The sequence below is a fragment of the Amycolatopsis sp. NPDC049253 genome, assembly GCF_040678995.1.
Taxonomy (GTDB): domain Bacteria; phylum Actinomycetota; class Actinomycetes; order Mycobacteriales; family Pseudonocardiaceae; genus Amycolatopsis.
This window is the reverse complement of sequence record NZ_JBFAQX010000006.1, coordinates 60,263-82,414: the sequence shown is the minus strand read 5'-3', so window position 1 is coordinate 82,414 and position 22,152 is coordinate 60,263. Positions and strand designations below refer to the sequence as shown.

The 22,152-nt window shown below is 69.5% G+C and carries 22 protein-coding genes; 7 read left to right on the top strand and 15 right to left on the bottom strand.

Annotated elements, in window-relative coordinates; translation table 11 throughout:
* Positions 1-22: 22 nt before the first annotated feature.
* The 6 genes from AB0K15_RS16165 to AB0K15_RS16140 all read right to left on the bottom strand — a co-directional run bounded on the left by AB0K15_RS16165 (position 23) and on the right by AB0K15_RS16140 (position 5,874).
* On the bottom strand, positions 23-238 hold the full coding sequence (locus AB0K15_RS16165; RefSeq protein ID WP_364050112.1) for a hypothetical protein: 216 nt from the start codon (positions 236-238) through the stop codon (positions 23-25).
* Between the two features lie 98 nt (positions 239-336).
* A complete protein-coding gene (locus tag AB0K15_RS16160) occupies positions 337-1,122 on the bottom strand; it encodes a class I SAM-dependent methyltransferase (protein WP_364050110.1) in 786 nt (261 codons plus the stop codon).
* Positions 1,123-1,441: 319 nt separating this feature from the next.
* A complete protein-coding gene (locus AB0K15_RS16155) occupies positions 1,442-1,990 on the bottom strand; it encodes a dihydrofolate reductase family protein (RefSeq protein ID WP_364050108.1) in 549 nt (182 codons plus the stop codon).
* Between the two features lie 80 nt (positions 1,991-2,070).
* Positions 2,071-3,444, bottom strand: a complete 1,374-nt coding sequence (locus tag AB0K15_RS16150; RefSeq protein ID WP_364050106.1) for a hypothetical protein — start codon at positions 3,442-3,444, stop codon at positions 2,071-2,073.
* Between the two features lie 34 nt (positions 3,445-3,478).
* Positions 3,479-4,645 (bottom strand): SPFH domain-containing protein, encoded by a 1,167-nt coding sequence (locus AB0K15_RS16145; protein WP_364050104.1) that lies wholly within the window; start codon positions 4,643-4,645, stop codon positions 3,479-3,481.
* Between the two features lie 119 nt (positions 4,646-4,764).
* The gene (locus AB0K15_RS16140; protein WP_364050102.1) at positions 4,765-5,874 is read right to left on the bottom strand and encodes an FAD-dependent monooxygenase; all 1,110 of its coding nucleotides are present in this window, start codon (positions 5,872-5,874) and stop codon (positions 4,765-4,767) included.
* 237 nt (positions 5,875-6,111) lie between these two features.
* On the opposite strand from AB0K15_RS16140, the gene AB0K15_RS16135 reads away from it, so the two are divergent.
* Together AB0K15_RS16135 and AB0K15_RS16130 are read left to right on the top strand one after the other, a co-directional pair.
* Positions 6,112-6,585, top strand: coding sequence for a DUF3761 domain-containing protein (locus AB0K15_RS16135; protein ID WP_364050100.1), 474 nt, complete (start codon positions 6,112-6,114; stop codon positions 6,583-6,585).
* A gap of 135 nt (positions 6,586-6,720) precedes the next feature.
* On the top strand, positions 6,721-8,130 hold the full coding sequence (locus AB0K15_RS16130) for an MFS transporter (protein ID WP_364050098.1): 1,410 nt from the start codon (positions 6,721-6,723) through the stop codon (positions 8,128-8,130).
* Between the two features lie 66 nt (positions 8,131-8,196).
* On the opposite strand, the gene AB0K15_RS16125 is transcribed toward AB0K15_RS16130, so the two are convergent.
* Both AB0K15_RS16125 and AB0K15_RS16120 read right to left on the bottom strand, forming a co-directional pair.
* A complete protein-coding gene (locus tag AB0K15_RS16125) occupies positions 8,197-8,820 on the bottom strand; it encodes an NAD(P)-binding domain-containing protein (RefSeq protein ID WP_364050096.1) in 624 nt (207 codons plus the stop codon).
* Between the two features lie 24 nt (positions 8,821-8,844).
* A complete protein-coding gene (locus AB0K15_RS16120) occupies positions 8,845-9,579 on the bottom strand; it encodes an SDR family oxidoreductase (protein ID WP_364050094.1) in 735 nt (244 codons plus the stop codon).
* Positions 9,580-9,704: 125 nt separating this feature from the next.
* Between AB0K15_RS16120 and AB0K15_RS16115 the strand changes: the two genes are divergently transcribed.
* On the top strand, positions 9,705-10,283 hold the full coding sequence (locus AB0K15_RS16115; protein ID WP_364050092.1) for a helix-turn-helix domain-containing protein: 579 nt from the start codon (positions 9,705-9,707) through the stop codon (positions 10,281-10,283).
* Positions 10,284-10,416: 133 nt separating this feature from the next.
* Here the strand turns inward: AB0K15_RS16115 and AB0K15_RS16110 are convergent, their stop codons facing one another.
* Both AB0K15_RS16110 and AB0K15_RS16105 read right to left on the bottom strand, forming a co-directional pair.
* Positions 10,417-11,970: an acetolactate synthase large subunit gene (locus AB0K15_RS16110; protein WP_364050090.1), complete on the bottom strand. Its 1,554-nt coding sequence runs from the start codon at positions 11,968-11,970 to the stop codon at positions 10,417-10,419.
* Between the two features lie 33 nt (positions 11,971-12,003).
* Positions 12,004-13,377 carry an FAD-binding oxidoreductase gene (locus tag AB0K15_RS16105; RefSeq protein WP_364050088.1) on the bottom strand — a complete coding sequence of 458 codons (1,374 nt, stop codon included), beginning with the start codon at positions 13,375-13,377 and terminating at the stop codon, positions 12,004-12,006.
* A gap of 862 nt (positions 13,378-14,239) precedes the next feature.
* On the opposite strand from AB0K15_RS16105, the gene AB0K15_RS16100 reads away from it, so the two are divergent.
* The gene (locus AB0K15_RS16100; protein WP_364050086.1) at positions 14,240-14,545 is read left to right on the top strand and encodes a winged helix-turn-helix transcriptional regulator; all 306 of its coding nucleotides are present in this window, start codon (positions 14,240-14,242) and stop codon (positions 14,543-14,545) included.
* A 75-nt stretch (positions 14,546-14,620) separates the two neighbouring features.
* Here the strand turns inward: AB0K15_RS16100 and AB0K15_RS16095 are convergent, their stop codons facing one another.
* Together AB0K15_RS16095 and AB0K15_RS16090 are read right to left on the bottom strand one after the other, a co-directional pair.
* Positions 14,621-15,121 (bottom strand): DUF3830 family protein, encoded by a 501-nt coding sequence (locus tag AB0K15_RS16095; protein WP_364050084.1) that lies wholly within the window; start codon positions 15,119-15,121, stop codon positions 14,621-14,623.
* 3 nt (positions 15,122-15,124) lie between these two features.
* Positions 15,125-16,384, bottom strand: coding sequence for an aminotransferase class III-fold pyridoxal phosphate-dependent enzyme (locus tag AB0K15_RS16090; RefSeq protein ID WP_364050082.1), 1,260 nt, complete (start codon positions 16,382-16,384; stop codon positions 15,125-15,127).
* A 110-nt stretch (positions 16,385-16,494) separates the two neighbouring features.
* Between AB0K15_RS16090 and AB0K15_RS16085 the strand changes: the two genes are divergently transcribed.
* The 3 genes from AB0K15_RS16085 (at position 16,495) to AB0K15_RS16075 (ending at position 19,577) form a co-directional block, all read left to right on the top strand.
* The gene (locus AB0K15_RS16085) at positions 16,495-17,958 is read left to right on the top strand and encodes an NAD-dependent succinate-semialdehyde dehydrogenase (protein WP_364050080.1); all 1,464 of its coding nucleotides are present in this window, start codon (positions 16,495-16,497) and stop codon (positions 17,956-17,958) included.
* A complete protein-coding gene (locus AB0K15_RS16080; RefSeq protein WP_364050078.1) occupies positions 17,955-19,013 on the top strand; it encodes a tartrate dehydrogenase in 1,059 nt (352 codons plus the stop codon). The genes AB0K15_RS16085 and AB0K15_RS16080 overlap by 4 nt, the downstream gene beginning before the upstream one ends.
* An 84-nt stretch (positions 19,014-19,097) precedes the next feature.
* On the top strand, positions 19,098-19,577 hold the full coding sequence (locus AB0K15_RS16075) for a DUF4262 domain-containing protein (RefSeq protein ID WP_364050076.1): 480 nt from the start codon (positions 19,098-19,100) through the stop codon (positions 19,575-19,577).
* A 310-nt stretch (positions 19,578-19,887) separates the two neighbouring features.
* On the opposite strand, the gene AB0K15_RS16070 is transcribed toward AB0K15_RS16075, so the two are convergent.
* Genes AB0K15_RS16070 through AB0K15_RS16060 form a run of 3 tightly spaced genes read right to left on the bottom strand, consistent with a single transcriptional unit; the run spans position 19,888 to position 22,108 of the window.
* Complete coding sequence (locus tag AB0K15_RS16070) at positions 19,888-20,583, bottom strand: GntR family transcriptional regulator (RefSeq protein WP_364050074.1); 696 nt, start codon at positions 20,581-20,583, stop codon at positions 19,888-19,890.
* Positions 20,584-20,586: 3 nt separating this feature from the next.
* Positions 20,587-21,321, bottom strand: coding sequence for a maleate cis-trans isomerase (locus AB0K15_RS16065; protein WP_364050072.1), 735 nt, complete (start codon positions 21,319-21,321; stop codon positions 20,587-20,589).
* A gap of 46 nt (positions 21,322-21,367) precedes the next feature.
* Positions 21,368-22,108, bottom strand: coding sequence for an Asp/Glu/hydantoin racemase (locus AB0K15_RS16060; protein ID WP_364050070.1), 741 nt, complete (start codon positions 22,106-22,108; stop codon positions 21,368-21,370).
* Positions 22,109-22,152: the final 44 nt, after the last annotated feature.

The window sequence follows — 22,152 nt, the reverse complement described above, 5'->3', positions numbered from 1 at the left end:
AGTACGCAGTCGATCAGCCGGATCATGCGCTCATGGCGCTTGTATGCGGTGATTTCCCAGCGGCACCGGGTGAATCGCACGTCTTCGAAGACGAGGCGCGGCCTGCGGTCCTTGTGCGACCAAGGCCCTCGATCGAGCCGAAGTCCAGCTGGGCGTCGGTGAACTCGAACCGCTGGACGGTCTCCGGTTCGTCCTTTTCGACGGCGAGCAGCACCGTGGCGCCGAATCCCGCGGCCACCGGCAGCGCGATCGAGCCACGCCCTCGGCTCAGGAACCCACGAGGAACTCGGCGAAATCCACCAGCGCGGACCGGGCCGAACGTCGGCGCGCAGGCGATCAGTCAGCGGATGGCGACCTCGCAACCGCCAGGAAGTGAGCGCTGGCGTTGATCAGCGATGGATCTTGTTCGACGAGGCGCGCGCAGTGCAGTGCCGAGTGCGCAAGAGCAGGGAACGCGTCCATGCCGGCGACGTCGAGCGCGGCCCAGGCTGGTCCTTCGACTCCGTAGACCTCAACATCGCTGAAACCGGCGGATTGGATCTCGACTCGCAGCTCGTCCGCGGTATGCCAGTGGGTGGGAGTGAATCCGACATGCCCGTCGTAGCGGCCTGATGCGATGACGGCCTCCACCGAGGACATCAGAGTTGCGTCGAGAGTGCCGTTGGTGCCTGTCTCCACAACGGAGAGATAGCGGCTGATACCTGCCGCTGCCAACACGCCTCCCGGTCGCAACACCCGCCGTGCTTCCGCCAGTGCTCGTGCGCGGTCAGCTTGATCAACGAGGTGGTAGAGAGGCCCCAGCATCAGTACCGCGTCGTTGCCGGCGTCGGAAACAGGCAATTGACGAGCATCGGCGACCTGCGCCGTGACGCCAGGCAACATCGATGCGGCGTCGACATGTGCGGGCACCAGGTCAATGAGATGCACTGTGTGACCGTCGCGCGCAAGCCATTCGGCATGCACTCCGGTTCCGCCTCCCACGTCGAGCACGGCTGCCGGCGTAGCGAGGCTCCGGCGGAGAAGTTCTTGCGTGCGCAGGAACTCCAGTCGGCCATGTGGCGACCTCGCCAATCGGATGTTTTCGGCGTCGGTGGCGTAGTGCCGGGCGAGGTCGGTGTTCATAGTGCATGGTGTGCGGCACCACAGCGGGCGGTCAATTGCATTTCTCCTGCTCGGCGTCTTCTGCTCGCAGGCCTACTCGTTTCATCGCGGTCGTCGCAGTGGTGTCGGTGTGGGCAGATCGACGGTGCGGCCTTGCGTACCTTGAGTCCGTCGACCTCGCCGAGCCGGCCGCGTTCGCTCGCTTCGCGCAGCCGGTCGTTGAGGTTGACGATGATGGTCAGCGACCGCGGCTCCTGCGCAGGATCCGGTCGAAGAACCGGGCACCTGATGCGGGCGTGCTCGTGGCGGCAGGGGCTGCGGTAGGGGCGGGCGCACGTGCTCACCGCACCGGGCGGTACCGCAGGTCCACCGCCAGCGCCGGGTCGCCGTCGTAAATGCGGGCCCAGTGGACGGGCGCGGTGCCCGGGCTGTCGAAGAGGCGCACGCCCGAGCCGAGCATCACGGGGGCCAGGTGGACGCGGAACTCGTCGATCAGGCCGAGCGCCAGGCATTGGCGCGCGATGTCCTGGCTGTGGATCTCCAGGTCCTTGCCCTTCGCGGCGGCCAGGCCGATCTCGACGGCCTCGGTCAAATCGCAGTCGAGGAACGTGATGCCGGCGTCCGGGACGGCGTCGTGGGGGTGGTGGGTCAGCACGAACACGGGGCCGGTCCACTCGCCGCCGTACGGCTGGCGGCTCGCGTTGCCGGGGAAGCGCCGCGCGAGGGCGTCGTAGCCGCGGCGGCCGCCCAGGACGGCGCCGAGGGTGGACAGGGCGTCGCGGTGGGTGGCGGGGGCGACTTTGGTGCCGGACATCCAGTCCATCGAGTGGCCGGGGCCGGCCGCGAAGCCGTCGAGCGACATCATGAGGTGCCAGCGCACGTTGCCCATGGGAGTCTCCGTTCGTTTTCGGTGTGCCCGTACTGACTGCGGGCACACCGAAAACTCATCGGACCGTCGGGCGGACCCGGTCAATGGTGGTGCGTGACCGTGGTGTGGTGGCTGGTCGAGTGGGTGGTCGACGAATGCGTTGATCCGCTGCTGTGGCCGCGGATCGCGACGAAGTAGACGATCGCGGCGATGACGATCAGCGCGAGGAGGGCAGCGATGGCGATCTTCACCTTGCTGTAGGGCCGTTCGCCTTGCACTTCGCCGGTGCGGCCGTTGACGAGGATCCGCCAGTTCTTGCCGGCGTAGACGTAGGTGGCGACCCAGACCGGGAGCAGCATCAGTTTGAAGGTGACGTCGCGGTGCTGCGTGTTCATCGACTGCACGCGCTGTTCGTCGCCGCCGATGTCGTGGCGGCAGTCGTCCTCGATGACCGGCGTCATGCGGCGCTTCGCTTCCTCGAAGCCGCTTTCTGCCTCGATGTCGTAGCGCAGCGCGAAGTGCCCGGCGAGGAACTGCGGCTGATACGGCTCGGCCTGCTCCAACGGCCACGGCGCGAGCCGGTCGAGCTCCTTCGGCGGCAGCTGGGTGCTGCCGGGCACCAGCACGTCGTCGAAGAACCGGGCCACCCGGCCGCCCGCCGGGTACCAGCGCGTGTGCCGCACCCGGCGGGTCTTTTGCTGCCCGTTGTCGTAGTAGGTCTCGGTGACCCAGTAGTGCTCGCCGCGCTGTCCGGAGTAGACGGTGTCCGTCTGCGAATCGTAGGTCCAGTGCGGGATGTAGGTGCTCTTGGTCGACTCGGCCGTGCCGACCTTCTTCAACGCGTTCGGCGCGAACCAGCGCGAATTCGTCCACTTCTTCAGGTGCGTGCTCACCGCGCCCTTGTCGAACTGGAACGGCAGCACGCCTTCGGGCACGAGCTGCCCGGACGCGTGCGCGTCGATCACCAAGGGTGCACCGCAGAACTGGCACAGACTGGCCGTTTCGTTCGTCTCGGTGGTGGCGCCGCAGCGCTGGCACTTGAAGACGTACTGGCCGATCGTGGCCACCGGTTTGCGCGCCAGGTCGGTCAGATCGGCGAACGCGATCTCGCGGATCTGCCGGTCGCCCGCCGTGATCTCCTGGCGGAACCCGCAATACGGGCACTGCATCGAGGTGGACCCCGGCGCGAACTCCAGGCGGGCGCCGCAGCCGCCGCACGGGTAGGTGGTCGCGGCCGTGTTCGCCGGCGCGAACGCGGGTGGCGGACCGGACTGCTGGGGACCGCCGGGCATGGGTGCCCCTGGCATCGGCCCGCCGGGCACGGCGCCGCCCGGCATCGGCCCGGCGGGCAACGTGCCGCCCGGCATGGCACCGCCGGGCACGGGTGCCCCCGGCATCGGGCTACCGGGCATGGGCCCGCCGGGCATGGGTCCGCTCGGCATCGGGCCGTGGTGCGGGTAGTTCGGGTTGGTCATGGCGGCTCCCCTCCGCTGGACGAGTCAGGACGGCTCAGGACTGCGGCGGCAGCGGCGGCGGAGTCGCGCCGAACAGCGGCGAGACCTCCGGCACCTGCGAGGCCGGCGTCCATTGCGGCATTCCGGACTTCCACACGAGGGTCTCCCGGGTCAGCGTGCCCGACGAGATCTGCTGCCCGAGCTGGCTCCGGTCGAACGGGCCGAGCTGCTGACCGTTCGCCCCGAGGAACCACTGCTCGGACTGGGGCAGTGGTGGCGGCATCTGCGGCGTCGGTCCGGACGGCGGCTGCTGCTGATACTGCTGCGGCTGCGGCTGGTACTGGGGCTGCGGCTGCTGGTACTGCTGCGGCGCGCCCTGCGGCCCCGCGGCCCGCTGGCCGAGCGCCATGCCGAGGCCGATGCCCAGGCCTTCACCCGCGCCGCCCTGGTTGTTCGCGGCCGCTTCGATCGCGTTGGCGGACTGGAACTTCGTGTACTGGTCGAGATCACCGACCACGCCCATCTGGGTCCGCTTGTCCATCGCGGCCTCGACCTCGGGCGGGACCGAGATGTTCTCGATGATGAACTTCGAGATCTCGATGCCGTTGGCGTGCAGTTCGAGGTTGAGCGCGTTGGCGATCGCGCCGCCGATCCGGTCCTGCTGGGTGACCAGGTCGAGCATCGGCACCTTGGCCGCGGCGATGGCGGGGCCGAGCTTGCCGATGATCATCTGCCGGAGGTACTCGGAGACCTCCTCGGTGCGGAACTGCGGGTCGGTGCCCGCGAGCTCCTTGAGCAGCGCGACCGGCTCGATCACGCGCACCGCGTACCCGCCGAACGCGCGGAGCCGGACCATGCCGAACTCAGGGTCGCGCAGGATGATCGGGTTCTGCGTGCCCCACTTGAGGTCGGTGAACTGCCGGGTGTTGACGAAGTACACCTCGGCCTTGAACGGCGAGTTGAACCCGTACTTCCAGCCCTTGAGCGTGGACAGGATGGGCATGTTCTGCGTCTGCAGGGTGTGCAGACCCGGCGCGTAGGCATCGGCGACCTGGCCCTCGTTGACGAAGACCGCGGCCTGCGATTCGCGGACGGTGAGCTTGGCACCCATCTTGATCTCGTTGTCGTAGCGCGGGAAGCGCCACACGATCGTGTCACGACTGTCGTCGGTCCACTCGATGATGTCGATGAACTCGCCGCGGATCTTGTCGAAAATCCCCACGTACTGGCCCCCGTAGCCTCCGTCGGTTCCGGGCACTCCCCGGCCCGTCGACACCGTACCGCGCGCCCCGACCGGACGTAGCCGGAACCACCGATGCCGCCGACCGTGACGCCGGGCGGTCAGCGGCCGAGCATCCACCGGACGAAGTCGAAGAACTCCTTGGCGTAGAGGTGCGGCTCGTCGGCGGCCGCGGCGACCTCGTCGACCCAGCGGTACACGTCGGCGTAGCGGGGGAGCCGGTCGGCTTCGTAGGCCTGCAGCGCCGTCGGGACGTCGGCGTCGCGCAGGCAGCCGGCGAGGACCGCGGCGTCCTCGATGCCCAGAGACGCGCCCGACGTGATGTGCGGCGAGACGGCGTGCGCGGAGTCGCCGGCGAGGGCGACGTGGGCGGAGACCCAGCGCGACTGCAGGGGCAGCGCCATCACGCGGTTGCTGACCGCGCGGTCCTCCGGCGTCGCCTCGATGGCCTCGCGCAAGGGGAACGGCCAGCCGCCGTCGTGGAGATGGGGGACGCGCGCGAGGGCTTCCTCCTTCGCGGAGCGCGTGGTGGGCGGTGCGCCCAGCTGTGCGAGGACCCAGAACGCCGTGCCGCCGCCGCTGCGGACCACGCCGCCGCGGGTGCGCTCGCGGCCGACGACGAAGCGTTCCACCGTGATCTCCGGGATCGCGCTCTCGGCGACGATCCCGCGCCACGCCAGGTGGCCCGGGTACTCCTGCGCGGCCGAGCCGGGGGAGAGCTGCTCGCGGACGCGCGAGTACACCCCGTCGGCGCCGACGAGGAGGTCGGCTTCCTCGGTGGAATCGTCGGCGAACTCCACGGTCACACCGCCGTCGTGGTCCCGGTAGCCGGTGACGCGGGCACAAGTGCGCAGCTCGGCAGCGGCCGGTTCGTCTGTGCTCAGCGCGGCGGCGAGCAGCTCGTTGAGGCGCTGGCGCGTGACCATGAGGTAGTCGACGTCCGCGAGGTCGCCGTAGTACTCGTCCATGACCTGCCCGGCCGGGTCCTGGTACCGAATCGCGCTCGGCACGCCGGCCGCGCGGATGTCCCCACCCACACCCAGCCGGTCGAACACCGCGAGCGCGTTGGCCCACAAACCCAGCGCGGCGCCGACGCCACGGATCTCGGATTCCTGTTCGCACACCAGGGTTTCGAACCCCGCCTGCCGGAGCGCCAGCCCCGTCGTCAGCCCGACGACTCCGCCCCCGGCCACCACCGCTCGTTTCCGCACGCGCCACATCTTCCTCGGGGGAACGGCGCTGTGACAACCGGGAAAAAGTGTCACAAGATCACCGGTGCGGCCGAGCACGCCGGCCGGAACCCACTTGCCGGGCGGACCTCGCGGACGAGTCGTTTTCGTGGCCGGGCAACGGATTTCGCGCCTTTCCGAGTATTTGTTCACAAACGTAACATTCGTCGCCATTTCCTCGACAAGGCGGCGCATGTTCTTTTTTCGAGGAGGCACAGGGTGTTGCGCAAACTGGGAATGGTGCTGGCTGCCGGACTGCTGGTCGCGGGTTGTGGAGCGACGCCGGAGCCGGCCGGGCACACCGGCGTCGTCGCACCGGTCACCACGACGGCGGCGCCGAGCAGTTCTGCTTTACCGGAAAGCACTTCCGCGACGCCGGCGACGACCGATTCGCCCGTTTCGACCACTTCGGTGCCGACATACGTCGCGCCGGAAACCACCGCGACGAAGGCTGCGGCTCCGAAAACAACGGCGAAAGCCAAAACCACTCCGAAAACCACCGCGGCCCCGCCGAAAACCAACTCGGCCGCCTGCGGTGCCGACTACTACCGCAATTCGTCCGGCGTCTGCGTCCACCGCCCGTCGTCCAATCCGGCAGGTGCGACCGCTCTCTGCAAGGACGGCAGCTACAGCTACAGCCAGCACCGTTCAGGCACCTGCTCGGGCCACGGCGGCGTCCGAACCTGGCTCTGATCCGCCACTGTCCGGAATGACTGCTCCGTTCGGCCCAGTCCGGTAAGTCGCTTCGATCACGAAGCTCCCATGATGGTCCCGACAACCGGTACGGTGCGTTCCGGTATCACGTACGGATAAAACCGGGGGTCGGAAGTGGCTCAGGCAGGTGGGCGGGCGATCGTCGTGGTGCTCGCGTCGTGCGGGCTGGTCGCGTCGTTCATGCAGACGTTGGTGGTGCCGCTGATCCCGGCGTTTCCGAAGCTGCTCAACGCATCCGCGACCGACGCGTCGTGGGTCGTGACGGTGACGTTGCTGGCGGGGGCGATCATCACGCCCGTCGCGGGGCGGCTCGGGGATCTGTACGGCAAGCGGCGCGTGCTGCTGGCGAGCCTGGCCGTGCTGGTGGCCGGCTCGGTGATCTCGGCGCTGACGAGCTCGCTGGCGCTGATGGTCGTCGGCCGTGGGTTGCAGGGTTGCGCGATGGGCGTGATTCCGCTGGGGATCAGCATCATGCGCGACGAGCTGCCGCCCGAGCGCGTGAGCGGCGCGGTCGCGTTGATGAGTGCGACGTTGGGTGTCGGCGGTGCGATCGGCCTGCCGCTGGCGGCCGTCGTGGCGCAGAACGCCGACTGGCACGTGCTGTTCTGGAGCGCCGCCGCGCTCGGTGTGGTGTGTGCGGCGCTGATCCTGCGCTACGTCGGCGAGTCGCCCGTGCGCACGCCCGCGCCGTTCGACTACCTGGGGGCGTTCGGCCTGGTCGTCGGCCTTACCTGCCTGCTGCTGCCGATCGTCAAGGGCGGCGAATGGGGCTGGGGCAGCGCCGGCACGCTCGCCACCGCGGCCGCGGCCGTCGTCGTGCTGCTCGCGTGGGGCTGGTACCAGCTGCGCCGCCGTGACCCGCTCGTCGACCTGCGCGTGTCGGCGCGGCGGCCGGTGCTGTTCACGAACCTGGCGTCGATCCTCGTCGGATTTTCCATGTATGCCATGGCTTTGTCGTTCCCGCAGCTGCTGCAGGCACCGTCGGCCACCGGCTACGGACTCGGCCAGACCATGGTCCAGGCCGGCCTCTGCCTCGCGCCCAACGGCCTGGTCATGATGGCGCTGTCGCCCGTCTCCGCGCGCCTGACCAACCGCTACGGCGCGCGCGTCACCCTGATGACCGGGTCCGTGGTGATCGCGCTCGGGTACGTCTTCGCGATCCTGCTGATGGACAACGTCGTCGAGCTCGTCACCGCGTCCGTGATCATCGGCGCGGGCGTCGGCATCGCCTACGCCGCCATGCCCGCGCTCATCATGGGTTCGGTGCCGGTGACGGAAACGGCTTCCGCCAACGGCCTCAACTCCCTCATGCGGTCCGTCGGCACCTCCACGTCCAGCGCGGTGATGGCCACGCTGCTCGCCAACCTGACCATCACCGTCGGCGCGCTGACGGTCCCTTCGCTCACGGGCTTCCGCACGACGTTCGCGGTGGCGGCCGTCGCCGCGGTGATCGGGCTGGGCCTCACGGCCCTCGTGCCCCCGGTTCGCGCGAAGACGGCCGCCCCGGAACCGGCTGCCGTTTAGGAAAACGGTCTGGGGAGCGCGGCGTGGTAGTTGTGGGTGTCCCCACATGCCGGGTGTGGCGGCGGCTCAGCCGAGGTTGTTGATGCCGAGGGAGAAGTCGAAGTTCCCCACGCCGTAGCGGGCCAAGCCCATCGTCAGCACACCCGCTCCCTCCACCCAGTGGGCCATGCTCAGGTCGCCGGTGTCCCGTGGGTGTAGCCCGAGGCTCTCGATGAACGTCGACACGCTCGCCTTGGCCTGCGCATCGTCGCCGGCCAGGAACACGTCCACGGGGCCGCCTCGGGCCAGGACGTGGCGGAAAAGGGTGTTGAACGCCTTCACGACATGGGCGCTCGCGGGCGCGGCATCGGCCACGCTTTGGGCGACGGAGGTGTCGTGGGGGAGGGCCAGCCCGGTGCCGGTCGCGTTGAAGGGGTTGGTGATGTCGACGATGATCTTGCCGGCCAGCGCGTCCCGGAACTCGCGGACGACCGGCACGGCGCTGTCGAACAGCACTGCGAGGATGACGATGTCGCCGGCCGGGGCAGCACCGAACGTCCCGGTTGTGGCGCCGCCGCCGAGTGTCTTGGCCAGGGCTGCGGATTTGGCCGCGTCGCGGCCGATCACCTCGACGGTGTTGCCGCCCGCCACCGCGAGCGTGCCGATGGTACGGGCCATGTTTCCCGTACCGATGAGGGTGATGTTGCTCATGAGGTGCGCTCTCTTCTGCGTGGGTCAGATGGCGGTGGCGCCGCCGTCGGCAACGAGTTCCAGGCCGTTGACGTAGCCGGAGTCGTCGGAGGCGAGGAACAGGGCGACGGCGGCGATTTCTTCGGGGCGGCCCATCTTTCCGCGGGGGATGAGGGACTCGAATGCGGCTTTGGTGGCCTCGTCGAACAGTTCTTCCTGTTTGGCGGTGGCGACCTGGCCGGGAGTCAGGACGTTGACCCGGATATTGCGGTCGCGCAGTTCGTTGAGCCAGACGCGGGCCCAGGCCTGCTGGACGGCTTTGCTTCCCGCGTAGAGGCTCCAGCCCGGGAAGGCGCCGAGTGAGGCGTTGGATCCGGTCATGAAGATCGACCCGTTGTCGTTGATCAGTGGCAGTGCCTTCTGGACGGTGAAAAGGGTGCCTCGCGCGTTGAGCCAGAAGGCGCGGTGGAACTGCTCCTCGGTGATCTCGCCGAGGACGGCGGGTTCACCCGTTCCGGCGCTGGCCCACAGCACGTCGATCGAGCCCTTTTCCCGCTTGACGGTGTCGTACAAGCGGTCCAGGTCGTCCAGGTCGGCTGCGTCACCCTGCACTGCGGTGACGTTGCGGCCGATCAGCTTGACGGCGTCGTCCAATGCTTCCTGCCGCCGAGCCTGGATGAAGACGTGCGCTCCTTCCTCGACGAACAGCTTGGCGCCGGCCAGTGCCAGGCCGGTGGATCCGCCGGTGATCACCGCTACCTTGCCGTCGAGCTTTCCCACAGCCACTCCATTCACTCGCTCTGCCGATGTTATGTACACCGATCTGAGTGCTTAACTTAGCGGGCAGGTGCGCGGGATGCAAGCTATGTACACCGGTCAGTACCCAAGTCGGCTACACTGGGCGCGTGACAGAATTGGAGAAGGGGCCGCGAGGCCTGCGCCGCGGCAGGGGCGCACGAGAGCGCATCGTCAGCGCGTCACAACAACTGTTCCGCGATCAGGGCATCAACTGCACCGGCATGGACCAGCTCTGCGCGGCGGCTGAGGTATCCAAACGCACGCTGTACCAGCACTTCGCCGGCAAGGACGAGCTGATCGCCGAATGCCTGCACCGATTCGATCCCGACATCCTGCCCGAAGTGTTCGACCGCACCGACCTCACACCTCGCGAACGACTTCTCGCCGTGTTCGACGCGCACGCGCCCCTGTGCCCCTTCATCCAGGCGGCCGTCGAAATCCCCGACCCGGGCCACCCGGCCCGCGTGTACGCCCGCGACTACAAGCGCGCCTTTGCCGCCCGGCTCACCGAAGCCGCCCGCGAGGCCGGCGCCACCGACCCCGAACACCTCGGTGAGCAACTGGCGCTGCTCCTGGACGGCGCCGCGGCCCGCACCCGCGTCCTGAACACCGACGTGTTCACCACCGCCGCCGCCATCGCTGCCGTCCTCATCGACAACGCCATCCCCGCGACAGCCCGGCGATGACTGCGGCAAGGGCTACCCACCGAGGCTGAACCGGGTCAGACAAGACCACCGGTAACTGCCACGACGCCCGCTGCCTCGCTGCCACCTTCCACTGGCTCGACAGCGGGTTCGGCAACGCAGGCAGTTCGGTCTTCTAGAGCAGCGGCGCCACCGCGGCGTCGATCAGGTGCGGCCCCGGCTCGGCCAGCGCCCGGCTGAACTGCTCGGCCAGCTCCTCCGCCGTGGTCGCGCGCGTGGCGGGCACGCCCATGCCCTCGGCCATCTTCGCGAAGTCCATGTCGGGCCGGCTGAGGTCGAGCAGGTCCTTGGCCTTCGGACCGTCCGACGCCGCGCCCACGCGCTGCAGCTCCATCCGCAGGATCGCGTACGCGTGGTTGTTGAGGATGACCGTGGTGACGTCGAGGTTCTCGCGCGCCTGCGTCCACAGCGCGGAGATCGTGTACATCGCGCTGCCGTCGGACTGGAGGTTGATCACCGGACGCGACGGTGCGGCGATCGCGGCGCCCGTGGCCACCGGCATGCCGTAGCCGATCGCGCCGCCGGTCAGCGTCAGCACGTCGTGGCGCGGGGCGCCCGCCGTGGCCGCGGGCAGCAGCAGACCGGACGTGTTGGCCTCGTCGGCGATGATCGCCTGCTCCGGCAGCAGCGCGCCGATCACCTCGACCCAGTTCTGCGCCGTCAGCGGTCCGCTCGGCAACGCCGGCCGCGAAGCCTCCTGCAGCACCGGCTCGACGTCGGCGGCGACGATCGCGGCCACGTCGCTCAGCGCGGTCGCCACGTCCTGCCCGACCTCCGCCAGCACGTGGACCTTCGCGCCCTCGGGCACGAGGACGCTCGGCTTGCCGGGGTAGGCGAAGAACGACACCGGCGCCCGCGTACCGGCCACGATCAGGTGCTTCACACCGTCGAGCTGGTACATCGCCTGCTCCGACAGGTACCCGAGCCGCTCGATGTTCGGCAGGCCCGCGCCGCGTTCGAGGCGGGTCGGGAAGGTCTCGATCAGTGCCTTCGCGCCCGTCGCGGCCGCGATGCGGCTGGTGGCCAGCAGTCCGGCCTCGCGGCAGGCGGGACCACCGATGAGCAGCGCCACCGATTCACCGCTGCGCAGCACCTCGGCGATGTTCTTCACCGTCGTCGCGTCCACGGCCTGCGGCGCGCGCGGCGGGATCGGCGCGCACGTCTCGCCGCCGTCGCCCCAGGACGCGTCTGCGGGCAGGATCAGCGTCGCCACCCGGCCGGGCGCGTCCTGCGAAGCCGCGACGGCCGCGGCCGCGTCGGCACCGACGTCCTTCGTGTGCGAAGACCGGCGTACCCAGCCTTCGAGCGATCCCGCGAGCGCGTCGATGTCCGACTCGAGCGGCGCGTCGTACTGCTTGTGGTAGGTCGCGTGGTCACCGACGACGTTGACCACCGGCGTGTGCGCGCGGCGCGCGTTGTGCAGGTTCGCGAGGCCGTTGCCGAGCCCGGGGCCGAGGTGCAGCAGGGTCGCGGCGGGCTTCTCGGCGATGCGCGCGTAGCCGTCGGCCGCGCCGGTCACCACGCCCTCGAACAGCCCGAGCACCCCGCGCATCTCCGGCACGGAGTCGAGCGCGGCGACGAAGTGCATCTCCGACGTGCCGGGGTTCGAGAAGCAGACCTCCACCCCGGCGTCGACGAGGGTGCGGATCAGGGACTGGGCGCCGTTCATGCTGCTCACTTTCTGGGTGGACGTCCGGAGAACTCAGCCGAAGAGGACGCCGGGGTTGAGGATGCCGGCGGGGTCGAACCCCTGCTTGATCCGCCGCAGCAGCTCGAGCTTCGCCGGGTCTTCGAGTTCCTTGTGGTACTTGGTCTTCGTGCGGCCGAGGCCGTGTTCGCCGGAGATCGCGCCGCCGAGGTCCATGGCGCAGGTGAAGATGTCGGTGAGCAGTTTCGTGCGCACTTCGGGGTCCTTGCAGAAGATCGCGAGGTGGACGTTGCCGTCGCCCGCGTGCCCGCAGCCGATCGCGCCGGCGCCCGCGGTCTGCGCCAGCTCGCGCGCCTTGGTGAGGAAAGGCGACATCGACGAGCGCGGTACCACGACGTCGATCACGTCGTCGGCCCCCGCGGACTTGGCCGACCAGAACGCCTTTTCCCGCGCCTCGATGAGCTTGCGCGCGGAGCCGCCTTCGAGCACGTACACGTCGATCGCACCGAGTTCGCCCAGCAGCGCGCCGAGCGTCTCGACGTCCTCGCCCAGCCGGCCGGTGTCGCGGTTTTCCAGCGCCACCACCAGATACGCCTGCACCTTGTCGCGGATCGCGTCGGGGACACCGAGCTCGAGCTTCTCGTTGTAGACGATCGCGGCCATCGTGAGGTTGTCGATGTACTCGAGGATGTGCGGTGCGAGCCCGCTCGTCACGATCTTCGGCACCGCGGCCATCACCTGGTCGAAGTCGTCGAACGGCGCGAGCACGGTGGCGCCGTGGGGCAGCCGCGGGTGCAGCTTCACCGTGACCTCGGTGGCGAGCGCGAGCGTGCCCTCCGAACCGACGATCAGCTGCGTGAGGTCGTAGCCCGTGGAGATCTTCGACGTACGCCCGCCCGTGCGGATGATCTCGCCGGTGGGCAGCACGGCCTGCAGGCCGAGGACGTTGCTGCGGGTCACGCCGTACTTGATCGCGCGCATCCCGCCCGCGTTGGTGCCGACGTTGCCGCCGATGCTCGCGCTCAGCTCCCCGGGGTACACGGGGTAGGTCAGGTTCGCCTCCGCCGTGCGCTGGTCCAGCTCCGCGAGCGTGACGCCCGGCTGCACCACGGCGACGTGGTTCTCGGTGTCGATTTCGAGGACGGAGTTCATCCGCTCGAACGACACGAGCAGACCGCCTTCGACGGGCCGCGCGGCCGCGGAGAGCCCGGTGCCGGAGCCCCGAGCGGTCACGGGCAGGCCGGCTTCCGTCGCGGCCTTCAGCAGCTCTGCGACTTCCTCGGCGGTGTGCGGCTTCGCGACGTACGCGGGCTTCTGCTGCTGCACGCTCAGCGCTTCGTCGTGGGCGTAGTCGTCGGAGATCGCTTCGCCGACCAGCAGATTCTCCGCCCCGACGATGTCCGCCAGCCGTGCCGCGACGGTACCCATCAGCTGCCACTCCCTCACGCGCCGGTGCCTGGTTACCGAAGCGTAGTACGTCGCGAGGAGGGCTCGCTATGAAACTTCTTCACGTTCATGGGAGGGGTGTCGCGACGGGGCCGTTCGCGCCCCCGTGGCGACCGGCGGCCTCGGTGCCGACCCGATTCACCGGAAAACGAAAAACGGCCTTTTCGGCGACGCCCCGCGAGTCGCCGAAAAATGGCCGGAACGAAAACTGTGCCACGCCGTTGCGCGCGGCGTGGCGGGTGATTCGGGCTGGTTCGAAAAAAGGCCGACCGAGGGGACCGGCCCGCGCCAACAGGCCGGCCCCCGGTGAAACTTTGCCGCCAGATCAGACAAGCCAGCCGAGCACGTGCGCCAGGTGGGCGAGCAGACCCGTGATCAGGTCGTGGCCGTGGTGCGCGTGCTGGATGAACGTGTGCATTGAGGGGCTCCTTGTTCTGATTTGTGTTCAGTTGTGCTCTCGCGAGGAGCGACCGAAGATTTTCACCGCCCTGGCGTGGTGTCAAAAAGCCATTCGCCGGCAGGGGTGGTCGTCACGAATCTTCCCACCATAAACGCGTAAGGCTTTCGTGTTCTGCGGCGGGGTGCCATTGTGGACGGTCGGCCACCGTAGGTAGCCAAGAGTCCTGTTGATCACTCTCGGTAGCAGACTTCCGTTGCGACAACCGGGCGTCGCCGTTACCCGAACCGGTGACGGGGCTGCCACGAATGGTGAGTCTCGGAGGTTCACACGCCCGGGTGACAGAAGCGTGGTGTCAACGCCCGCGACGGCCACGTCAAAGCTTCGTCAACGGCCCGAGTTCCTTGTGCCTGACCGCTTTAACGTCGCGGGCGAAGGAGGTGTGCCGTGCCCGGACCGCTGCACGTGACCGGCTACCGCAAGGCCGTCGAGGTCATCGACGTGCTCACCGAGGGTGAGACCGGCTTCACCGAACTGCGCAGGCGCACCCGACTGTCGCGTCACTGGCTCGCCCGGGTGCTGCGGGTGCTCGCCGCCGAGGGGCTCGTCCGGGGGACCGGTTCGTGGGACGAGCGCCCGGCGCCGGACACGCGGTTCGCGCTCACCGGAGAAGGCCGGTGCCTGGCCGACGAGCTCGCCGATCTCGACGTGTGGAAGGCGCTGTACGAGAACTACGTCAACGGCGCCAACTGAGCCGGGGGTGCTGGGGGACGACGAAGGCCTCCGCGCCCGTCCGGACACCGGACGCGGAGGCCTTTGCTGGGGGTCCTACTCGGCGCGGGCGTACGTGAGCGTCTCGCCTTCGACGCCGCGCAGCCACAGGTCCTGCGCGGCAGCCGCCATCTCGGCCAGGCCCTCTTCGATCGTGGCGAACACGTTGCCCGGCACCCAGCCGGCGTCGCCGTTGATCAGGAGGTTGTTGCGCCCGTAGAAAATCGCGAGGTCCGTGGCGCCCTGGTCGCCGTGCGCCTCACTGTCGTCGTCGTAGCCGTACGCGGGGTTGCCGATCTCCCACGCCTCGAACCCGAAGTACACGACGTCGCCCGGGATCGGCGTGATGGTCGGGTTTTCGCGGCCCGGCTTGGGGTTCGCGAAGGGCGGTACGAGCGTGTAGACCTCGTTGCGCGCGTACTTCGCGTGGTAGGCCGAGCCGCTCTGGGGCAGGGCGTCCCATACGGCCTGGCAGGTGCGCGGCGCCTCGGCGTCGAGCAGCCGCGCGCGGCAGGAGACGCCGCGCTTGTCGAGCGTGATCGTGATGTAGCGCGCCATTCCTCAGCTCCCCGCGGTGACGGAGGCGACCACGTCGCCCCAGATCTTCAGTGCGTCGTCGACCTGCTCGGCGTTCACGACGAGCGGCGGGACCATGCGCACCACGTTCGAGTAGGCACCGCAGGTGAGCAGCAGCAGGCCGCTCTTCGACGCGAGCTGCTGGGCCGCCGCGGCCGTCGCGCCGTCCGGCTCGCCGTCGGCGGTGGTGAACTCGGTGCCCACGAGCAGGCCGAGGCCGCGGACGTCGCCGATGGCCGGCGTCTTGTCCGCGATCAGCCGCGCGCCTTCGAGCAGCTGGCGGCCGCGTTCGGCGGCGTTCTCCACCAGCTTCTCGTCGCGGATCACGTCGAGCGTCGCGATCGCCGCGGCGCACGACACCGCGTTGCCGCCGTAGGTGCCGCCCTGCGAACCCGGGTACGCCTTGGCCATCAGCTCCTGCGAAGCGGCGATACCCGACAGCGGGAAGCCGCTCGCGAGGCCCTTCGCGATGAGCACGACGTCGGGCGTGATGCCGAAGTGGTCGTGGCCCCAGAACTTGCCGGTGCGGCCGAACCCGGCCTGCACCTCGTCGACCACGAGCACGATGCCGTGGCGGTCGGCGCGCTCGCGCAGGCCGGCCATGAACTCGCTGTTGGCCGGCACGTAGCCGCCTTCGCCGAGCACGGGCTCGACGAAGAACGCGGCGGTCTCGCTCGGCGCGGAGACCGTCTGGAACAGGTAGTCGAGCTCGCGCAGCGCGAACTTCGTGGCGGTCTGCTCGTCCCAGCCGTAGTGGAAGGCGTAGGGGAACGGCGCCACGTGCACGCCGCCCATCAGCGGGCCGATGCCCGTGCTGAACCGGGTGCCGGACGTGGTCATCGTGGCCGCCGCGACCGTGCGGCCGTGGAAGCCGCCCTGGAACACGATCACGTTCGGGCGCTTGGTCGCCTGGCGCGCGAGGCGCAGCGCGGCTTCGACGGCTTCGCTGCCGGAGTTGGCGTAGAAGAGCGAGTCGAGACCGGTCGGCAGCACTTCGCCGAGGCGCTTCGTGAGCTCCAGCAACGGCTTGTGCATCACGGTCGTGTACTGCCCGTGGATGAGCTTGCCGATCTGGTCGCGCGCGGCCTCGACGACGCGCGGGTGACAGTGGCCGGTACTGGTCACGCCGATCCCCGCGGTGAAGTCGAGGTGACGTTTCCCGTCGACGTCGTAGAGGTACACCCCTTCACCGTGGTCGACCACGACGGGAGTTGCCTGCTTGAGCAGCGGGGAAAGCTCGGCCATGCGGCGCTCCTGGTTCTTGGTGTGAGGTTGCTTGGGAAGCACGGTAGCGGTTGTCGATTGTTGACAATATCCATAGCATGGCCTCGGGACAACACGGAGGAGCAAGCTGGATGAGCGCGATCACTGAAGCCGGCGTCGTCGGCGCGGTCGACAAGGAACTCTTCATCGGCGGCAAGTGGGTGCCCGCGAAGAGCGGGAAGACCTTCGAGGTGCAGGACCCGTCCACCGGCACTGCCCTGTGCGAGGTCGCCGACGCGGGCGCCGAGGACGGCATGGCGGCCCTCGACGCGGCCGTCGCGGCGCAGGCCGGCTGGGCCGCCGTCGCACCCCGTGAACGAGGCGAAATCCTTCGCCGGGCCTACGACAAGCTGATCGAGCGCCGCGACGAGCTGGCGCTGCTGATGACCCTCGAGATGGGCAAGCCGCTGGCCGAGGCCGCCGGCGAGATCACCTATGCCGCCGAGTTCTTCCGCTGGTTCGCCGAGGAGGCCGTGCGCATCGACGGCGGGTACGCGACGGCGCCCAACGGCGCCGGCCGCTTCCTGATCACCAAGCAGCCCGTGGGGCCGACGCTGCTGATCACGCCGTGGAACTTCCCGATGGCGATGGGCACGCGCAAGATCGGCCCGGCCGTGGCCGCCGGCTGCACGATGGTGATCAAGCCGGCCGCGCAGACGCCGTTGTCGATGCTCGCGCTGGCGTCGATCCTCGCCGAGGCGGGGCTGCCCGAGGGGGTGCTGAACGTCGTCACGACCACCGACGCGGGTGGCGTGATGGAGCCGCTGATCCGCGACGGACGCGCGCGCAAGCTGTCGTTCACGGGGTCGACCGCGGTGGGGCGCAAGCTGCTGGAGCAGTGCGCGGAGAAGGTGCTGCGCACGTCGATGGAGCTGGGTGGCAACGCGCCGTTCCTGGTCTTCGACGACGCGGACCTCGACGCCGCCGTCGAAGGCGCGATGCAGGCGAAGATGCGCAACATCGGCGAAGCGTGCACGGCGGCCAACCGCTTCTACGTGCAGCGCGGGGTGGCCGACGAGTTCTCCCGGCGGCTGACCGAGCGCATGCAGGCGCTGGCGATGGGACGCGGCACGGAGGAGGGCGTGGTCGTCGGCCCGCTGATCGACGAAGCCGCCGTGAACAAGGTGACCGCGCTGGTCAAGGACGCTACCGACCGCGGTGCGCGGGTGCTCACCGGTGGCGCGACCGTGGACGGGCCCGGCCACTTCTACCAGGCCACGGTGCTCACGGACGTGCCGGTCGACGCGCGGATGGCGTCGGAGGAGATCTTCGGGCCGGTCGCGCCGATCACCCCGTTCGACACCGAGGACGAGGCGGTCGAGAAGGCCAACGACACGGAGTACGGCCTGGTGTCGTACTTGTTCACCAACGACGTGAAGCGGGCGCTGCGCGTGTCGGAGCGGCTCGAGGCCGGGATGATCGGGCTGAACCAGGGCATCGTGTCGAACCCGGCGGCGCCGTTCGGCGGCATCAAGCAGTCCGGGCTCGGGCGTGAGGGCGGCACGGTCGGCATCGACGAGTTCCTCGAGACCAAGTACATCGCGGTGAGCCTGTGAGCGAGTACCGCATCGCGAGCATCCCGGGCGACGGGATCGGCGTCGACGTCACGGTCGAGGCGCGCAAGGTCCTGGACGCGGCCGCTGCTCGGCATGGCTTTTCCTTGCGGTGGACCGAGTTCGACTGGAGTTGCGAGCGCTACACCCAGACCGGCTCGATGATGCCGGACGACGGCGTGGCGCAGCTGGCGGCGTTCGACGGCATCCTGCTGGGTGCCGTCGGGTTCCCCGGCGTGCCGGACCACATTTCGTTGTGGGGCTTGCTGATCCCGCTGCGGCGCGCGTTCCAGCAGTACGTGAACCTGCGGCCGGTGCGGCTGCTGCCGGGCACCACGTCGGTGCTTTCGGGGCGGACGGCCGAAGAGCTGGAGATGGTGATCGTCCGCGAGAACTCCGAGGGGGAGTACTCGGCGATCGGCGGACGGCACAACTCCGGGCGGCCGGACGAGTTCGTGCTGCAGGAATCCGTGTTCACGCGGGTCGGGGTGGAACGGATCATCCGCTACGCGTTCGAGCTGGCGCGTACGCGTTCTTCTCGTGTGACGTCGGCGACGAAGTCCAACGGGCTGATCCACTCGATGCCGTTCTGGGACGAGATCTTCGCCGAGGTCGCGGCGAAGTACCCGGACGTCGAAAGTGGACAGATGCACGTGGATGCGTTGGCAGCGCGCATGGTTCAGGCGCCGGACCGGCTCGACGTGGTCGTCGGGTCGAACCTCTTCGGCGACATCCTGAGCGACCTGGCGGCCGCCGTCACGGGCGGACTGGGCATGGCACCGTCCGGAAACATCAACCCATCGGGTGAGTTTCCGTCGATGTTCGAAGCGGTTCACGGGAGCGCTCCGGACATCGCCGGCCAGGGCATCGCCAACCCGGTGGCCCAGATCCTGGCGGGCGCGATGCTGCTCGAACACCTGGGCGAAACCGTTGCCGCGCAAGCGATCCGCACGGCCGTCGACGAGGTGCTCACGGCCGGCGCCGAGCTCACCCCCGACCTCGGCGGCACCGCTACCACAACTCGCCTCGGCACGGCGGTGGCCGAAGCGCTCCGCTGATTTTTCGTCGGTGCTCCCCGCTTCACTTCTCCTCGACCGACCGGCTCCCGCCGGACCGGTTTCGTCGAACGAGGGGGAGCACCGATGTGCGAGCAGTGCGAGGGCCGGGACAGCGCAGGCAGACCCGGGGCGCGTTACCTGGCGGAGATCCTGGAACGGATCCAGGAGTACGGCTGGTGCGTCCAGGGTGTGCTGGGCGCGGGTCCGCGGCCGCCCTGGGCCTACACCGTCGGCCTGACGGCGCACGGCCTGCCGGAGCTCGTCGTCACCGGCCTGCCGCCACACGCGTCCATCCTGCTGCTGGGCGCCGTCGCCGAACGCTCCTTCGACTCCGGCCCACCCCAGCCCGGCGAGGTCTTTTCCTTGCGCGGCTTGCCTTCCGTCGAGGTCGTCGCCCTCACGGCACCGTCGGCGCACCTGTCGGTCGCGGTTTCCTTGTACGGCCACGACATCCGCGCCCTGCAACTCGTCCACGCCGACGAAGCCGGCCGTTTCCCGTGGTCCTCGTCCTACCGCGACGGCCTCGGTGGCCAGCCGGTGCTGGGGACGCGGTCCGATGACTGAGCGAATGTGGCGCGGTCTTCGGCCGGCGTTGCTGAGCGGTCGCGGCCGGCCATTGTCCTGTGCGGCAAGCGAATCGGGGCGCGGAAACTGGCACCGGCGGATCACGGGCGCTCGCGCTGCCGTGGCGGCCGTGACGCTCAGCCGGTCCGGCGTGTGCTGGCCGATGGCTCGGCGGGTGTGGCGCCGCCTTGGTCGCGGATTGCCGGGTGCGGCTGTCCGCCGCTCGCGGTTTCTCCGTGCGGCGGCGGGTGATCCGCGGCTTGGCGGCGCGCGGCCGCCCCTGCGCCGGGCTGCCGCGCGCGGCCCGTGGTCACGCAGGAGCCGGCGCTTCGCCTCCCTGCAGGCTCGTTCCCGGCACCAGCCGGCCGATCGCGTCCTCCATGTGCGCGTCCAGCAGGTGCAGGGCCGCGTCCGCGTCGCCGGTGCGCAGGGCGTCGATGATGCGCGTGTGTTCGTCCACGCGGTCTTCCACGCCCTGGTAGGTGCTTTGCAGCAGTGTCAGGCACATGCGCGTCTCGATGAGGAGCGTGCGGGCCATGCGCACGAGGCGTTTGCTGCCGGAGGCGTTGATGAGGGCCTCGTGGAAGGCGAGGTCGGCCGTCGAGAGCGCGTTGTGGTCGTCGTCGTTCGCGGCGGTGGCCATGTCGGCCACGTACTGTTCCAGCGAGGCCGCGATGAGCTCGCGGTCGCCGCGCAGTGCGCACAGCAGGGCGGCGCGCTCCACGGCCGAGCGGGCGAGGTAGATGTCGAACACGTCGCTCGGCTCGAGGTCGATCACGAACAGGCCGCGGTGGCGCTCGCTGCGCAGCAACCCCTCGGAGACGAGGTGCTGCATCGCCTCGCGCAGCGGCCCGCGCGAGACCTGGAAACGGGAGGCGAGGTCGGTTTCGCCGAGCTGGGTGCCGGGGGGCAGCGCGCCGGTCATGATCGCGTCGCGCAGCTGGCGCGCGATCACGGCGGCGGTCGATTCCCGGCTGACGGGTTCGATGTCGGGCAGGACGACCACGGCTCAGCCCCTCACCCGGAACAACGCGCCGAGCGAGCGCACCAGGCGCGTGGTGCTGGTGAGCCGCAGGCCTTCCCAGATCGTCACCTGGTTCGCGGTGAGCACGGGCTTGCCCAGCGCGGTCTCGATGGTGTTGATCTCGCCGAGCGTGCGCATCGCGGTGTCCGGCACGAGCACGGCGTCGGCCTCGGGGTGGTCGTTCTCCACGGCCAGGCGCACCACGGCTTCGGGCTCCAGGCGGCCGACCTCGGCGGCGGTGTCGATGCCCGCGCTCGCCATGGTGAGCACCTCGACGCCGCCGGCGGCGAGGAAGTCCACGAACAGGCGCGCGACGTCGTCGGGGTAGCTCGCGGCCACCGCGACGCGCTTCACGCCGAGGGCCTGTGCCGCGTGCACGAAGGCGAAGGACGTGCTCGATGCCGGGACCCCGGCCACTGCGGTGAGGCGGTCGGCCTGGTCGCGCGCGCCGTCCCAGCCGTACACGAAGCTGCCGGAAGTGCAGGCCCAGATCACGGCGTCGGGCTCGTGCTTGGCGAGCAGGGTGGCACCGTCGGCGAGGCGGGCCTCGCTGCCGAGGTCGAGCAGCTCGGGCACGGCGTGCAGGTCGGTGCCGTAGATGTGCTCGACCGGCAGCCGGATGTCGCCTTCGTCGGCGTCCGATCCGCCGAGCAGCTGCTCGGCGAGCGGGTAGTCGTCCTCGGCCGCGTGGTCGGGGTAGATGAAGCCGATCGTGGTCACGAAACCTCCGGGATACGCAGATTGTTGACAATCTTAGACAGAGGCGTCAAGACACCTCCCGCAGCCACTTGCCGGGGCCGACGATCGGCAGGTGCATGCGGCGGAGACAGGCCCACATGGTCAGCTGGTTGGCCGTCAGCACGGGCTTGCCCAGCGCCGTTTCGAGGGGCTCGATCAGGTCGAATGTGGGGAGGTTGGTGCAGCTGACGAAGATCGCTTCGGCGTCGCTGTGATCGGCGGCGAGGATGCGCTCGGCGATGGTGCGGTAGCTGACCTTCCAGATGCCGCCGCCCAGGCCGAGGTGGTCGCTGGACACCGTGGTCACGCCGAGTTCGGCGAGGAAGTCGTGGAGCTTGCCGGTGAGGTCGGCGTCGTAGGGGGTGAGCACTGAGATCCGGTGCAGGTCGAGCTGCTGCAGCACCTCGGCCAGCGCCCCCGAGGTCGTCACAGCGTCCGTGGCTCCCGCGTCGCAGATCGCCTTGGTGAGGGAGCGCTCGTAGTCGATGCCGTTGACGAAACTGCCCGACGTGCAGAGGTAGGCGACCACCTCGGGCTCGACGTGCAGCACGTCGCGCGTCGCGGCCGCGAGGTGGCGGCTGTCGCTCACGAGCTGCGCCATCTCCATGCTCACGGGCACGGGCTCGTACGGCGTGCGGGCGAGGTGGAGGGAGACCTCCATGGGCACCCATCGCCAGAGTTCACGTTCGAGGGCGAGGTCGAACGGGGCGATCACGCCGATGCCGCGCTGTGCGAGCGGGCCCTCGAACGCGAGGAAGTCCAGATCCAAGGCTCAGCCTCCGGAATACGCCTGTGCAGATGACACGTCCGGTG